12 protein-coding genes are annotated in these 15673 nt (G+C 44.8%); 9 read left to right on the top strand and 3 right to left on the bottom strand.

Going from position 1 to position 15673, the window contains the following annotated elements; all coding sequences use genetic code 11:
* The first annotated feature begins 158 nt into the window (after positions 1–158).
* Together HP456_RS02375 and HP456_RS02370 are read left to right on the top strand one after the other, a co-directional pair.
* A complete protein-coding gene (locus HP456_RS02375; protein ID WP_172248417.1) occupies positions 159–1034 on the top strand; it encodes a TetR/AcrR family transcriptional regulator in 876 nt (291 codons plus the stop codon).
* Between the two features lie 288 nt (positions 1035–1322).
* Entirely contained in the window at positions 1323–2192 is an 870-nt protein-coding gene (locus HP456_RS02370; protein ID WP_172248416.1) for a cation diffusion facilitator family transporter, read from the top strand.
* 204 nt (positions 2193–2396) lie between these two features.
* Here the strand turns inward: HP456_RS02370 and guaC are convergent, their stop codons facing one another.
* On the bottom strand, positions 2397–3380 hold the full coding sequence (gene guaC, locus HP456_RS02365) for a GMP reductase (RefSeq protein WP_172248415.1): 984 nt from the start codon (positions 3378–3380) through the stop codon (positions 2397–2399).
* 212 nt (positions 3381–3592) lie between these two features.
* Between guaC and HP456_RS02360 the strand changes: the two genes are divergently transcribed.
* On the top strand, positions 3593–5155 hold the full coding sequence (locus tag HP456_RS02360; protein ID WP_376766184.1) for a catalase: 1563 nt from the start codon (positions 3593–3595) through the stop codon (positions 5153–5155).
* Between the two features lie 161 nt (positions 5156–5316).
* Here the strand turns inward: HP456_RS02360 and HP456_RS02355 are convergent, their stop codons facing one another.
* Positions 5317–5748 carry a MarR family winged helix-turn-helix transcriptional regulator gene (locus tag HP456_RS02355; RefSeq protein WP_172248414.1) on the bottom strand — a complete coding sequence of 144 codons (432 nt, stop codon included), beginning with the start codon at positions 5746–5748 and terminating at the stop codon, positions 5317–5319.
* Between the two features lie 176 nt (positions 5749–5924).
* On the opposite strand from HP456_RS02355, the gene HP456_RS02350 reads away from it, so the two are divergent.
* Positions 5925–7127 (top strand): MFS transporter, encoded by a 1203-nt coding sequence (locus HP456_RS02350; RefSeq protein WP_172248413.1) that lies wholly within the window; start codon positions 5925–5927, stop codon positions 7125–7127.
* A gap of 55 nt (positions 7128–7182) precedes the next feature.
* Here HP456_RS02350 and HP456_RS02345 read toward each other — a convergent pair whose 3' ends face one another.
* Positions 7183–8391 carry an MFS transporter gene (locus HP456_RS02345; protein WP_172248412.1) on the bottom strand — a complete coding sequence of 403 codons (1209 nt, stop codon included), beginning with the start codon at positions 8389–8391 and terminating at the stop codon, positions 7183–7185.
* Positions 8392–8803: 412 nt separating this feature from the next.
* Here HP456_RS02345 and HP456_RS02340 point away from each other — a divergent pair, with 412 nt between their 5' ends.
* From HP456_RS02340 to HP456_RS02320, 5 genes are read left to right on the top strand one after another with little or no spacing between them, the layout of a single operon-like run.
* On the top strand, positions 8804–10153 hold the full coding sequence (locus HP456_RS02340; RefSeq protein WP_172248411.1) for an aspartate aminotransferase family protein: 1350 nt from the start codon (positions 8804–8806) through the stop codon (positions 10151–10153).
* Positions 10153–11685, top strand: a complete 1533-nt coding sequence (locus tag HP456_RS02335; protein WP_246288674.1) for a pyridoxal phosphate-dependent decarboxylase family protein — start codon at positions 10153–10155, stop codon at positions 11683–11685. Before HP456_RS02340 ends, HP456_RS02335 begins: the two co-directional genes overlap by 1 nt.
* Positions 11678–13477, top strand: coding sequence for an IucA/IucC family protein (locus HP456_RS02330; protein WP_172248410.1), 1800 nt, complete (start codon positions 11678–11680; stop codon positions 13475–13477). Before HP456_RS02335 ends, HP456_RS02330 begins: the two co-directional genes overlap by 8 nt.
* Positions 13467–14030 (top strand): GNAT family N-acetyltransferase, encoded by a 564-nt coding sequence (locus HP456_RS02325; RefSeq protein WP_172248409.1) that lies wholly within the window; start codon positions 13467–13469, stop codon positions 14028–14030. Before HP456_RS02330 ends, HP456_RS02325 begins: the two co-directional genes overlap by 11 nt.
* Positions 14027–15364, top strand: coding sequence for a lysine N(6)-hydroxylase/L-ornithine N(5)-oxygenase family protein (locus HP456_RS02320; protein WP_172248408.1), 1338 nt, complete (start codon positions 14027–14029; stop codon positions 15362–15364). The genes HP456_RS02325 and HP456_RS02320 overlap by 4 nt, the downstream gene beginning before the upstream one ends.
* Positions 15365–15673: the final 309 nt, after the last annotated feature.

Here is a 15673-nt window from a genome sequence, read left to right as displayed (position 1 = left end):
TAACCTAATTGACTCTTAAGTCATTTTTTCATGGTGGAATGCTGCAGTCAAGAATGAATGTGTTTTCGCAAGCGGAGAAAAGGGGAAGGGCAGGAATGTGTTAAAATAGGTTGGTCAACAGCTGAAAAAGGAACGGGTTTGAAAGGCAGGTAGCAAGTATGAATAAACGTAAAGCGATATTGGAAGCGGCGGTCGACCTGTTTGCTGAACACGGGTACAACCAAACCTCAATGCAGCAGATTGCAGATAGTATCGGTATTTCAAAAGGTTCTTTGTATTCTTTTTTCCAATCGAAGGAAGATTTGATCATATCAATTTATGAACATTATCAGCAGCTTGTCTTTGAGCGGGCATTTGTGGTCGGATTGGACGGGAATATGCCTGCTGAGGAACGATTGGCCAAACAGTTTCAGGTGCAGTTCGAAGGAATTCTCGAATACAAGTCATATATGAAGATGCATATGAGGGGAGAATCAGCCAAGAACAGCGAAAAGCTTGCAGGAATGGAGCATAGGATGCGGGGAAGATTATTCAGCTGGCTCCAGCATAATCTCCAGCGATTATATGGCAGCAGGATCGATCCGTACAAATGGGATCTGATGTGGATGACCCAATCCATCTATTCGGCTTATATGATGCTCCTCATCTCAACAGATAGTAAACTCAAACCGGCTGACCTCGGAAAACATATCGTGAGGCAGATCGTGACCCTTGCAGAAGACTTCTTCGAGGGGAAGAGTACACCCCTCCTGGATGATGAGATGATGAAACCTTTCTCTGTCGATATGGATCGCCAAGGGGCATTTATCTCATTTGAAAAAAGGGAAAAAGTCTGGAGGGATCTTTATGATAAAATTCATTCCCTAAAACGCGAAGAATCCGGGGACTATATAAAAATCGCCGACAGGATCTCGGAAGAATGCCGGAAATCGAGACCGGATGACTTAATGATCAAAGGCATGTTCCGGCTGCTGGCAGATGTAGAAGAACTGAGCAGGGAAGTGTCCGAATTGAAAAACCAGCTTCTGCCTTAAGCTACGGCGGAAGCTGGTTTATTATTTTTAGCCTTTCTGCGAATGGGAAAGAGTGAGGTCCCTAAGGAAAATGAATAGTTTAATTAACTTTAAACAAAATAAGCAGGAGAGGGAGTAAGGTTGAACTGCTTTGGGGAAATCGTGAAAATTAACTGTGTTAAAAGTTTGCTCGTTGCAACTCTTTTTCCTCAAAGTGATATAGATGGATAGCGGTAAAAAGGTTGCCATAGACCCACACATACCCGGCTTGTTAAAATGTTCTAGCAGTTGTTTTGGGAGGTTAGAATATTGGATGAAAAGAGATATTCCAATTTAAAGCTGGGTGAGCGCGGTGCCATCATCAGCATTATTGCATACATATGTTTATCGATTTTAAAATTGTTCATTGGACATATCAGCGGTTCTGAAGCACTGAAAGCCGATGGATTGAATAATACGACTGATATACTGGCTTCCGCTGCCGTCCTTATCGGGCTTAGACTTTCGCAGAAGCCGGCAGACGAAGACCACCTGTACGGCCACTGGAAATCAGAAATGGTTGCTTCCATGATAGCCTCTTTCATCATGGCAGTTGTAGGATTTCAAGTTCTGGCTGGCGCCATTTCCTCTTTGTTTGATGGGCCGCGTCATCCGCCTGACATGATTTCTGCCTGGACCGGAATGTTTTCAGCCCTGGTCATGTATTTTGTTTACCTCTATAACAAGAAGCTTGCACTGAAAATTAAAAGTCAGTCCGTCATGGCAGCAGCCAAGGATAATTTGTCTGATTCGTGGGTGAGTATCGGGACGGTGGTTGGTATTATAGGGTCACAATTTAACTTGCCCTGGCTCGATCCGTTTACTGCGATTATTGTAGGGATCCTGATATGTAAAACCGCCTGGGGGATTTTCCGTGAAGCTTCCCATCAGCTCACAGATGGATTTGATCAGGATCTGATACAGGAGTACAAGGAAATGATCCATGAAATACCTGGGGTGAAGGGGATAAAGGATATCAAAGCCAGAACCTACGGGAACAACATCGTCGTCGATATCGTCATTACGGTGAACCCGTCATTGAATATCAACGACGCCCACGACATATCCACTAAGGTTGAAAAGGAACTGGAAGAAGCATACGAAATCTACGATGTTCACGTTCATGTAGAGCCGAACTGACATCATACTCAAAAGCCATTGAGGGACGGACCTGTTGAATGGTCCGTCCCTCACAAATTGATAGAAATATTTAATTTGAATTGGAGAAATCTCCAGCTCCAGCGTCAAGCCTCCCGAGTGATTTCAATCGGGTGAGTCAAGGAGCGACTTCACCCGCCTGCTTACCAACGCTTGTCGGAGCTGATCAAGGAGCTTGCACTTTTCTTAATATACTTTATCACCGTTGAAGATTGAGTTCTTCACGACAACATAGTCAACGTGGCGGATTGATTGCAGATCCGTACCCCCGGCATAAGAGATCGAGGATTGAAGATCCTGTTCCATTTCTACCAGTGTATCTTCCAGCGATCCTTTGTGCTCAACAAACATTTTTTTACCTTCGACATTTTTCTTTTCGCCTTTTTGGAATTCTGAAGCGGAGCCGAAGTATTCTTTATAAAGCTTTCCGTCTTTTTCAATGGTCTCACCAGGAGATTCTTCATGTCCGGCAAACAGGGAGCCGATCATGACCATCGATGCACCGAATCGGATGGATTTTGCTACATCACCGTGTGTACGGATTCCGCCATCGGCGATAATCGGCTTGGATGCTGCTTTGGCACACCAGCGGAGAGCAGCCAGCTGCCAGCCTCCGGTACCGAATCCGGTCTTGATCTTTGTGATGCAGACCTTGCCTGGTCCGATTCCGACCTTCGTCGCATCTGCCCCCGCATTTTCCAGTTCCCTGACTGCTTCTGGAGTCCCAACGTTACCAGCAATCACAAAGCTTTCAGGAAGGTGCTTTTTGATGTGCTGGATCATATTGATCACCGCATTGGAGTGACCATGTGCGATATCGATCGTTATATATTCAGGAGTTAGCTGCTCTTCTGCCAGCTGTTCCACAAACGTGTATTCTTCTTCCTTCACGCCTACACTGATGGAAGCGAATAATCCGCGTGACTTCATATCTTTTATAAATTCTCTTCTTTTCTCAGGTTCAAAACGGTGCATGATATAGAAATAGTTTTGTTCTGCCAAATAAGCGGCAATTTTTTCGTCTATGATTGTCTGCATATTTGCAGGTACGACCGGCAGTTTGAATTTTCGACCGCCGAGTTCGACACTCGTATCACATTCTGAACGGCTGTTTACCACACATTTTGCAGGAATTAATTGAATATCTTCGTAATCAAATACATTTTCCATGAATTACACCCCTAAAAACGAATATTAAATATATGTTCATTTGGAAATGTTCGTTCCTATCGTAATATACTACATTTTTTGGCAAGGTGTCAAAGATTTTTTGCCATGGCTGCTAAAAATGTCTCTTTTCTTTTCAGGTTTGAATTCCATTGTATACCGATTCATACCTAGGGAAATAACTTGTAAAAGATTTTATAAGGAGGCAGAGAGTTGTGAATTCGAAAAAACGAGATAACAAAAAGGATACGACATTGACAAACCAGCAGGGTCACCCGGTAACGGACAATCAGAACGTTCGGACAGTTGGAAACCGAGGACCGATGACACTCGAAAATTATGACTTCCTTGAAAAAATCAGCCACTTTGACCGGGAACGAATACCTGAGCGTGTCGTGCATGCCCGAGGTGCAGGGGCGCACGGGTATTTTGAATCGTATGGAAAAGTGGGGGATGAACCGATTTCAACATACACAAGGGCTAAAGTGTTTACGGAAACGGGGAAACAAACCCCTGTTTTTGTCCGCTTTTCCACGGTGAACCACGGCAGGCATTCTCCAGAAACATTGCGGGATCCCAGAGGGTTTGCGGTTAAGTTTTTTACGGAAGATGGAAACTGGGACCTTGTCGGGAATAACCTGAAGATATTCTTTATCCGTGATCCTCTGAAGTTCCCGGACATTGTCCATGCATTTCAGCCCGACCCTGTAACGAATCTGCAGGAAAAGGAGCGGATCTTTGATTTCATCAGCTGCTCCCCTGAAGCGATGCATATGATTACCTTCTTGTTTTCACCATGGGGAATCCCGGCCAATTACAGACATATGCAAGGTTCCGGGGTCCACACTTATAAATGGGTGAATGAGGAAGGGAAAGCCGTGCTCGTCAAGTACCACTGGGAGCCTGTGCAGGGAATTAAAAATCTGTCTCAAAAGGAAGCCGATGAGATACAGAGTAAGAATTTCAATCACGCTACCCAAGATCTTTATGAAGCAATTGAAGATAAGAGATATCCGGAATGGGAACTGTACGTTCAAATCATGGAAGACGGCGAACATCCTGAGCTGGATTTTGATCCTCTTGATCCTACTAAACTCTGGTACAAAGAGGATTTCCCATGGCATAAAGTAGGGAAAATGGTACTGAACAATAATCCGAAAAATTACTTTGCAGAAGTGGAACAGGTTGCCTTTGGTACAGGTGTCCTCGTTGATGGTCTTGACTTCTCGGATGATAAATTACTGCAAGGAAGGACCTATTCCTATTCAGATACTCAGCGGTACCGTGTCGGGGCCAACTATTTACAGCTGCCGATTAATCGTCCCAAAAAGGGAGTAGCCACAAATCAAGATGGAGGGCAAATGGACTTCCGGGAAGATTATGGAGACCAGCAAAACCCCCATATCAATTATGAACCTTCAACGATCAATGGTTTGAAGGAAGCGAAAAACCCAGGTAAAGAACATCAGCCGTATGTCGAAGGGAATTTGAAACGTGAAAGCATTCCGCGTCAAAACAACTTCGGTCAAGCTGGCGAAACCTACAGAAGGCTGAATGACTGGGAACGGGATGAACTGATTTCGAACCTTGTCGGTGCCATGCTTGAATGCCAAAAAGAAATTCAGGATAAGATGATCGATATGTTTAGGAAATGTGATGAAGACTATGGTGAACGAGTCGCGGAAGGTGTCAAACTGGGAATGAAAAATAAGGAAGATAAACAGGAAAAAGCCGTTAGAGAAGCAGACTCAGAAGGTCATCCTTCAGATCCTTATTAAAAAATAAAAGCTTGAAAAGTATATTTTTTCAACTCTTCAAGCTTTTTGTTATCTTCACTATTCATTTTATGAAAATCAGATGATGAAGAATTTGGCCACTCTTATCCGGTATTGTAAGGATTTTATTATCCGGGTTCTACGGTGCCCTTTGAAAGCCGTTACTATTTCTCCACATTCTCATTCATTTTCACGAGAACATTGCGGTACACTTTGAGATCTTCTTCAGAAATGCCGGACAGTATATGCTTCTCCCATAAATCCTCGATAAAAGGAGTTAATTCATCCTTCACCGCTAGTCCTTTGTCGGTTATGAAAAGAATGAATGATCGGCGGTCTTCCTCATTTTTCTGCTTTGAAATCAGTTCTTTCCGTTCAAGGATATCAAGAATTCTTGTAACGGTTGGCTGATCCTTTTCCGCTTTGATAGCCAATTCCTTTTGATTGATTCCGTCATTTTCAGCCAGTCTTTTCAAGACGGTCCACTGTTCAGGAGTGATATCAAAATCCTTCATATTGAAAGATAAAAAGCGGATGATATTTTTTACGGTTTTATTGGTAAATAGACCATATGCTTCGTCACGAGTATCGCGCATCCTGTATCACCTACTACAATTTATTCTTCTTTCCCCTATCATACTATAAATTGCCTTAAGGTGAGAACGATTTCATTTAGTTGTTATGACAATTATATTTACAATAGTGATTGCAGGGTATATAATTAGTGTAACAACTATTTTGTTCAACCTCAAAATCCAGAAAGGAGCTTTACATGTCAAAATCGACAAACAGTATATGGACCAGGCCTTTTTTTATGGCTCTGTTGAATAATTTCTTTGTCTTTCTAGTATTCTATTCGTTGTTGACCGTATTGCCCGTCTATGTCATTGATGAACTTCAAGGCAGCCAGTCGCAGGCAGGACTTGTGACAACGATCTTTTTATTATCGGCGATCATTGTCCGGCCGTTTTCAGGAAAAATAATCGAAGGAATCGGGAAAAAGAAGGCGCTATTGATTTCCATCTTTTTCTTTGCTGTTTCTTCGTTTTTTTATTTTATGATAAGTGATTTTTACCTTTTATTGGGACTTCGCTTTTTTCACGGAATTTGGTTCAGCATCGCTTCGACAGTCCTCGTTGCAATTGCGTCTGATTTAATACCCGAGAGCAGGAAAGGGGAGGGGATCGGATACTTTGCCATGTCGATGAACATGGCAGTTGTAGCTGGACCTTTTCTTTCATTGGCGCTGATCCAATTTGTTTCTTACTCAACCCTGTTTCTGGGTCTTGCGTTTACGATCGTATTGGCATTCATCCTCGCATTCGGTATTCATCCGGCAGAGATACCGCTTACCGGACGGAAACCGTTAAAACGTATCACATTGGATGATTTGATTGAAATAAAAGCGATGCCGATCGCCCTCGTCGGGTTTCTTACAGCTTTTGCTTATTCGGGAATCATGTCTTTTATTTCTGTTTATGCAAAGTCAATCGGGTTATTCGAATCCGTCAGTCTGTTCTTCGTCGTATTCGCACTGGCCATGCTGCTGTCCAGGCCCTACACAGGTCGATTATTTGATCAAAAGGGACCGGGTTCCGTCATCTATCCGTCCCTATTCATTTTTGCGATTGGTCTTATCATTCTAAGTGTGACTCAATCGGCTGGTGTTCTCTTATTGGCGGGTGCAATGATCGGCCTTGGGTATGGTGCGCTTCTGCCCAGCTATCAAACCATGTCCATCCAGTCAGCACCGAGGGAAAGGACGGGGCATTCAACCGCCACGTTTTTTATCTTCTATGATCTTGGGATCGCAGTCGGTTCGGTCATCCTGGGAATGATCTCAGCAGGACTTGGATTTACAAATCTTTATTTGATTTCAAGTGGAGTCGTGCTGGCAACAGTCTTTATTTACAAGCTTGTAACGAATCAAGCATCTCCAAAACATGCACAAAACGCAGACGCTGTTGAACTATAAAAAGCTGCCCTTTATCGGTCGTATAATCCGATGGGGCAGCTTTTTTGTTGTTTGATTAGGATCCCGTCTGTTCAGCTAACACGGTGTGTTTCAGCTGGCGATATCTCGTATAAAATAATCCGGTCATGATGAGGGACAGGCTTCCAAATAGAACGGTCATGATTTGTAAACCTGTCAGATCCAACAGTAACCCGGTGATGAGCAGTACGATCTGGAAAATCAAGCGGTCCAGCATATTTCTGAATGAAAAGAATCGGCCGTGAAATTCCTTGGGCATCCTGGTTTGAAAGATGGTCGCTGCCGTAGGGAAGAAGCATCCCACAGCAAATCCGAAGATAGTAAAAGAAAGGACCGACATGACAGGATTGACGGCAAAATAAAGCAGCAGCTGAGAGATACCGATGACAAAGGAAAAGAAGAATAAAATTCTATACGGCGACATCATTTCTCCCATCTTCTTCACAAAAAAAGCGCCTGTCATAAAAGCAATCCCTTCAGCTGTATAAATCCAGCCTTTAATCGCCGAACTATCCTGAAGCTCACTAATATTTATGACCATAAGATTAAACCCGCCGATAAACAGCAGCGGAATCAATGTCATGATCAGGGTCATCATCACGATCGGCAGTCCTTTGATGACGGGAAAGACCTCTTTGAAACCGGCGGCTTTGGCTTTCTGTCCTTTTACATCCGAACTCTGCGTGTCTTCATCAAACGACAAGAACCATGTCAGGATGAACAATGCGATATAAGCTGCCAGAGACAGGACATACAGCATGGATAAAGACAGGACCACCAATAGGATCCCTGCCAGTGCAGTACCGAGAATCCTTGACAGCGTCGCGACATTCATATGAACGCCATTCATCTGCAATAAATCCTTTTCTCTGACCACCATGGGAATGGCGGCTTGGAGGGCGGGGAAATAAAAAGCAGCCGATATTTGGATGCTTACCAGAAAAACAATCATCCAGAGTACAGAACCGGTCTCAATTGCAATCAACATGAAGATGACGCTCAGTGCCCTTGTGAAACCAGAGATCAGCATTACCTTTTTCTTTCTTACCTGATCCGTCCATTTTCCAGCAAGGGGACCGACTGCAAGTCCGGCAAGAAGCCCTGAAGCCAAAATAAGCGACTTAACAAAATCTGAAGGCACCTTTTCCTGCATGAATTCCAGGTTGCCTATTATCCCCAGCCACAATCCAAGCCCGGCCGTAAATTCACCGATCAATAAAATCCATACATTTCTGTTTTTCCACATATGTCGTGCAGCTCCTCGCGACGGTAATTATTTCGATACCCTAAATATACTATGCGGTGACCAACTTGGAAATAGTTTTCTTCAGCCGACATCTGTACTTGATGAATGAGAATGAAGATTGTAATCATCTATTGCATTTTACTAGGTAAAATGTACCCTTTTCGTACAGGTGGGTATCGACATAGTTATGAAAAAATTTCAACAACACAAGAAGAATGATTTCATGCGCAGCTTTTCCAAAACGCTGCTGCAATCCCTTATGAAGGCAGTGAGAGGTGACGTGGGATTCCGATAAGCATAATGAACCAGGCCCCTGAAAAATTAATTGAGAATAGTTATCAACTACTATTGACATTGATAATCATTATCAACTAACATGACGAAGAAAGCAAAACGGAAAGGATGATGAGCAATGACAGTTCAAGCTTTAATTTCAAATAAAGAATTATTAAGCCAGCAGGAGAAACGTGAATCGAATGCACGATCTTATCCGAGAAGAATCCCGCTTGCAATCAGTGAAGCAGAGGGAATTCATGTGACGGATATGGAAGGAAAGAAATATTACGACTGTTTAGCGGGAGCCGGTACTTTAGCACTTGGCCATAATCATCCGGTCGTGATTGAAGCGATGGAGCAGGTGATCCGGGACAAACGCCCATTACATACATTGGATCTTACAACACCGGTAAAAGAAGAATTCGTGAATGAATTATTCTCATCATTGCCGGAAGGATTCCGTGACCGTGCCAAAGTGCAATTCTGTGGACCGACCGGCGGGGATGCCATCGAGGCAGCCTTGAAGCTGGCCAAAACAGCAACGGGCAGACAAAGCATCCTGACCTTCCAGGGGGGTTACCATGGGGCGACGCACGGAACGATGTCAATTTCGGGAAACCTGAGCCCGAAGAAAAACGTCCAGGGTCTCATCCCCGACACTCATTTTCTTCCCTATCCGTACACATACCGCTGTCCTTTCGGTGTAGGAGGAGAAGAGAGCCACCGCATCTCAGCACGATATATCGAAAATCTGCTGGATGATCCGGAAAGCGGAATCCTTCCGCCGGCTGCCATGATCTTTGAAACGGTACAAGGTGAAGGAGGTTCCATTCCCGCCCCGATTGAGTGGCTTCAGGAAATGAGAAGAATCACGAAGGAACGGGGCATACCGCTCATCATCGACGAGGTACAGACAGGAATTGGACGGACGGGGAAATTGTTCTCATTCGAACATGCAGAGATTGTTCCGGATATATTTGTTCTGTCCAAAGCGATCGGAGGCAGTCTTCCACTGTCAGTGGTTCTTTACGACAAAGACCTGGATTGCTGGGAGCCGGGTGCGCATATCGGGACATTCCGCGGAAATCAAATGGCGATGGCAGCGGGTACGGCAACCCTTAAATACATCAAGGAGCACAATTTGGTTCAGCACGCTGATGAGATGGGTAAACGCCTCCTCGATGCATTAGGAAGACTTCAATACCAATTTCCTGAAATCGGGGACGTGAGGGGAAGAGGCTTGATGGTTGGAGCTGAAATCGTAGATCCCTCACTCCCTAAGTCTACCTCTGGAAGCCACCCGGCAAATCCTGAAATCGCAAGCCGTATTCAACAAGAGTGCTTCAAGCGTGGTTTGATCATTGAAACTGGCGGCAGACACGGGGCCGTTGTGAGATTCCTGCCCCCGCTCATCATCACTAAAGAACAATTGGATGAAGTGATCGGCATTTTCAAAGAAGCTGTAGCAGCTTCGATCGTGAGGTAATGATGATGACCTCGAACGTGACGTTAACAGATAAAAAGACTTCGTTTAATTCTTTCTTTCTGCACCGGGGTAAAGAAGGGATGGAAGCGTTTGGACAGGGACTCGAACAAGTAAGGGAAAAGCTGATGAAAGTCTATTCCGATGCGGATCGGCCTTTCTCAGGCAAGACTCCTTTTGCAATTGAAAAAGAAATAGGGGAGATCATGAATTTCCCCCTTGAAGGAACATCTTTGGAAGATGTACTGGATGAGATTGATGGACCTGTACTCAGGAACAGCCTTCATATCTCACATGAAAAAAGCATGGCTCATTTACATTGTCCGCCGCTCCTGCCGGGAATCATCGGCGAATGCATCATCGGAACATTGAATCAGTCCATGGATTCCTGGGATCAGAGTCCTGCTGCAACCTATTTAGAAGAAGGGATGGTGAAGTGGCTGTCAGGTCGTATCCGTTACCCGGAAACATCGGACGGCGTGTTTACAAGCGGAGGGACACAATCCAATTACATGGGGCTTTTACTGGCGCGGGATTACTTCTGTTTGACGCATTGGGGTCACAATGTGCAAAAACAGGGTTTGCCGAAAGACTTTCACCGTCTTCGCATTCTTTGTTCGGAAGACGCCCACTTCACTGTGAAGAAGTCGGCGTCGCAGCTTGGGCTGGGTGAACAGGCGGTCATCACGGTGAAAACGGACGAGCACCATCGTATGAGTTTAAGAGACTTGAAAACTGTATTGTCCAGACTTGGAGAAGACGGTCTGCTGCCATTCGCCCTTGTTTCGACATGCGGGACCACTGATTTTGGAAGCATTGATCCGCTGCACGAAGTCGCCGCCATTGCAGAAGAATACGGACTCTGGCTTCATGTCGATGCAGCTTTCGGGGGAGGACTGCTTTTAAGTCATTCTCACCGCCGGAAGCTTGACGGACTTGAAAAAGCGGATTCAATCACAATCGATTTTCATAAATTATTTTATCAGCCTGTCAGCTGTGGAGCATTTCTGGTAAAGAACCGCCAGAATTTCGGATTCCTCTCGCATCATGCGGATTATTTAAATCCCTTGAAAGATGAAGATGAAGGAATCGTGAACCTGGTGAAGAAGTCGACATCGACGACAAGAAGGTTCGATGCGTTGAAGCTTTATCTTTCACTTAAAACAATCGGTACCGATACTTTCGGTCAAATGATCGACCATACCATGGAGCTTGCGCGTAATACGGCAGGATATATTGAAGGAATGGAAAATCTGTCCCTTAAAAATAAACATCCTGAAATCAACACGATCATCTTCCGCTGCGAACCTTTATCTGCGCCTGACATCGACCTTGATGAACTGAACAGGGCGATCCAGCAGACGCTGCTTCACGAGGGGAGGGGAGTCCTCGCTAAAACGACCGTAGAAGGAAAGACGTATTTGAAGCTGACTCTCCTCAATCCAAGAACCGGTATGGAAGAAATCAATGAGCTGATGACAGAAATAAATAAGACTGCAACTCAACTAATGAACGGAGGTTTGGGCCGTGTTTGATACGAAGCAATCAGCAGAGAATGCAACGATTCAAAGCTTTCTAAATTGTTATTTACGGGAGACGGGTAATTTTGAAGAAGCACCCGGGTATGAGGGAGCCCCTTTACTGATAAAAACGGATGGAATAGAAAAAGTGATCATCTCAAAATTGGTCCTGCAAAACATCGAATTAGTGGCCGGGGTGAAATACTGGTCGGCCACAGACCGCCATTTATTCGCTTTCCCGATTTACTATCGAACAGCGGGCAGCGAAAACCTTCAACCGATTGATTACGTCACGCTTACCTCACTCATTGTAAAAGAATTTTTACTCGATAAAAGCTTCCGGGGAGCAGAAGATGAGCTCATCCAACGTGTCATCCTGAGCTGCCGAAGCATCAAAACGTATCTGGAAGCCCGCATCGGCGACGCAGATGCACTTACACAAGAAACCGTTGAATTCATTGAAGCGGAGCAGTCCCTTTTGTTCGGTCACCTGCTTCACCCCACTCCAAAAAGCAAGCAGGGTTTGACTGAGACTGAAGATGCCGCCTATTCTCCCGAGAGGAAGGGAATGTATCAGCTTCACTATTTTGCAGCGGGGAAATCACTGATCCTTCAGGATTCCAGCCGTCCGAATTCGGCAGCTTCCATGATTCTCGAAGAATTGCAAAATGATGAAACAGTCGATCAAGAGTGGCTGAGCAAAGTCATAGAAAAAGATGAAAAAGTATTGATCCCCGTTCATCCGCTCCAAGTGAAACATCTGTTGGAGCAGCCGGAAGTCAAGGTGAGGATTGCGAACGGGGAACTTGATTATATCGGTCCTGCCGGCAAGGAGTTCACGGGCACTTCCTCGTTCAGAACTGTCTACAGCAGAAATTCAAAATATATGTATAAATTCTCTGTCCCTGTCAAAATCACCAATTCCCTCCGCATCAATCAGGCGAAGGAGCTGGCAAGGGGAGTGGAGGTTTCAAGACTTATGGAGACGGAGGCAGGACAAAGGATAAAGCGCAATTTTCCGGACTTCCGGATATTGGAGGATCCTGCTTACATGAATCTTGTTTCTGAAAATGAACTTTCAGGATTTGAAGTGGTAATCCGCGACAATCCTTTCTATGAAAATAGCGAAAATACGAGCTTGATTGCAGGTTTATGCCAGGATCATGCATTCGGGGGTAAGCCGAGGCTCCATTCCATCATCACCGGGATCGCGGTTCGTGAAAATCGTACCGTGGAGGAAGTCAGCATAGATTGGTTCAACCGCTATCTGTCCCTGACCCTGGACCCGATGATCTGGCTATTCAACACCTACGGGATCGTGCTCGAAGCCCATCAGCAGAACTCAGTCATCAAACTCGGGGACGGCTATCCGGAAACATTCTATTACCGTGATAATCAAGGATACTACTACAGCGAATCGAAGGCTGACAAGTTGATTGAACTGCTGCCTGGATTAAGTACGCTCAGTGAAACAATCTGCGGTGATGACGTGGCAGAGGAACGCTTCAGGTATTATTTCTTCTTCAATCACCTGTTCGGTCTCATCAACGGCTTTGGTGTCAGCGGATTGATCAAAGAGAAGGAATTGATCAGCGTATTGAAAGAACGCCTGAAGAAACATGAAGAAACGATGCCATCAGATCTTCTTTCAAGTCTCTTGTACCAGCCGGTGCTTCCTTGCAAAGCGAACCTGTTAACCCGTTTCTATGATATGGACGAGCTTGTCGGTCCGATGGAATCACAATCCGTCTATACGATGGTAAAGAATCCGATAGCCGAAGAGGTGGAAATTCCCCATGCACTATGACTATGAGTTTTATGATGAAAATCTTGGAAAGAAGATTTCTTTTAAAAAAGTGGAGTTTGCACGGGATGTGGAAATGATTCACGGCTGGATGGGGGAAGATCATGTGCATCCATTCTGGAACCTGAACATCTCCCTTGCGAAGTTTCGCGAGCACCTCGGGAAAGCATTGAAGGATGAACATCAAACCCTATATCTCGGGTTTTTGGATGACATCGCCATGAGCTACTGGGAAGCCTACCGGGTCAAGGGAGATGTGCTGGAAAAAGCGTATGAATCGGCCGCTTATGATCAAGGTGTCCATTTGTTAATTGGTGATAAAGAGTTTCTGGGAAAAGGATACTCCCTGCCGCTGTTGAGGGAAATGGTCCGATACCAATTTCAAGAGAAGCGAACAGTCAAAGTCATGGCGGAACCGGATATACGGAATGAGAAAATGATTCATGTCTTTACTAAATGCGGATTTACAAGCATAGGACCGATTGAACTTCCGGACAAAACCGCCATGCTTATGGCATGTGCACGGAAAGAATTCGAAAAGAGGTGGCACTTATGAGCAATGACATCTATGACGTAATCGGCATCGGGATCGGTCCCTTCAACTTAGGGCTCGCAGCGCTGCTTGACGAGGTCCCGGATGTAAACGCGCTATTTCTCGAAAAGAAAACGGAATTCAATTGGCATCCCGGCATGCTGATTGACGGCACGACCCTGCAGGTCCCGTTTTTTGCGGATCTTGTCTCGATGGCAGATGTCAGAAGCAAATACAGCTTCCTGAATTATCTGCAGGAGCATAATCGTTTATATCACTTTTATTTTCTTGAAAAATTCCACATTCCAAGAAAAGAATACAATCATTATTGCCGATGGGTATCAGAGCAATTGGCACAATGCCGGTTTGGGATGGAAGTGGAACGGGTCGTTCCGGCAGTGCTCGAAGATGGGAGTCAAGGCTATGAAGTATCTGTTTGGAATGGTGATCTTTATACCAAAGAACGATTGTTTACACGCCGCCTCGTGATGGGCATCGGCTCTGTTCCTTCTGTCCCTCAGCCTTTCAAAGACCATCTCGGAGGCAGGGTGTTCCATTCAGCCGAATATTTGGATAAAAAAGATATCTGTCAAAGCGCCCGCTCAGTCACGGTGATCGGCTCAGGTCAAAGCGCTGCCGAAGTTTTTCTGGATATTTCCAAAGAGCAGGAATTATACGGATTCACGCTAAATTGGTATACCCGTTCAAAAGGATTCTTCCCAATGGAATATTCAAAACTCGGACTTGAATATTTTTCACCCGACTATATCGATTTCTTTTACAGCCTGCCCCGGGAAAAGAAGAATTCCCTCCTGAAGGAACAGGCACTCCTGTATAAAGGGATCAGCACCGATACGATCGCTGATATTTATGACTATTTATACGAACGATCGATCGGTAGTGACTACCCGCCGATTTCCCTGCAGGCAATGACTGAAATAACCGGGATTGAATCCAGCGGCCGCGGCTTTGAAATCCGAGGATTTCATCAGGTGAAAGAAGAGACGTTTACCCGGGAAACAGATGTTGTCATCCTCGGAACAGGTTATAAAACAGCGATTCCCGTATTTTTGATGGATATGAAGGATGAACTTGTATGTGATGCCGATGGACGTTTCAAGATTACGAAGGACTACAGCCTGGAAACGTATTTCGATGGGAATAACGAGATCTTTATTCAAAATGGGGAAATGCACACGCATGGCGTCGGAGCACCCGACCTGGGACTCGGTGCGCACCGGAATGCGGTCATCATCAATCGGCTTGCCGGCAGGGAAGTATATCCGGTGCAGACGAAGAATGTGTTTCAGACATTCGGGGTGGAGAAGAGTTCTGAGGCACCAGTTCCTGCGTTATAGAACAAAGTGTTCATTCTTTGAAAGTAAATCACCCGGCTCGATATCAAAAATAGGATTCAGAATTTCGTTAATAGATCTATTTAGGCAAAGCCACACACTCGTGTTATCCAATGATTTTAAATGAAAACTGTTCAGGTTGAATGAATCCAATCACTTGAGATGGAGTCAACATCCATAAAAGCTGATAATTGTAAAAAAAGTAAAATAACAGCTTATATTTCCTGAATAATCAGCATCAACCTTATACCTTAAGAAAGAAGGGATCCCATGCAATTTGCCAGTGACATACAGAAGATATTAAATAAAGAC

The organism is Bacillus haikouensis (assembly GCF_013179555.1).
Taxonomy (GTDB): Bacteria; Bacillota; Bacilli; order Bacillales; family Bacillaceae_B; genus Rossellomorea; species Rossellomorea haikouensis_A.
The sequence above is the reverse complement of the archived record's forward strand: the minus strand, read 5'-3'. Positions and strand labels throughout refer to the sequence as shown.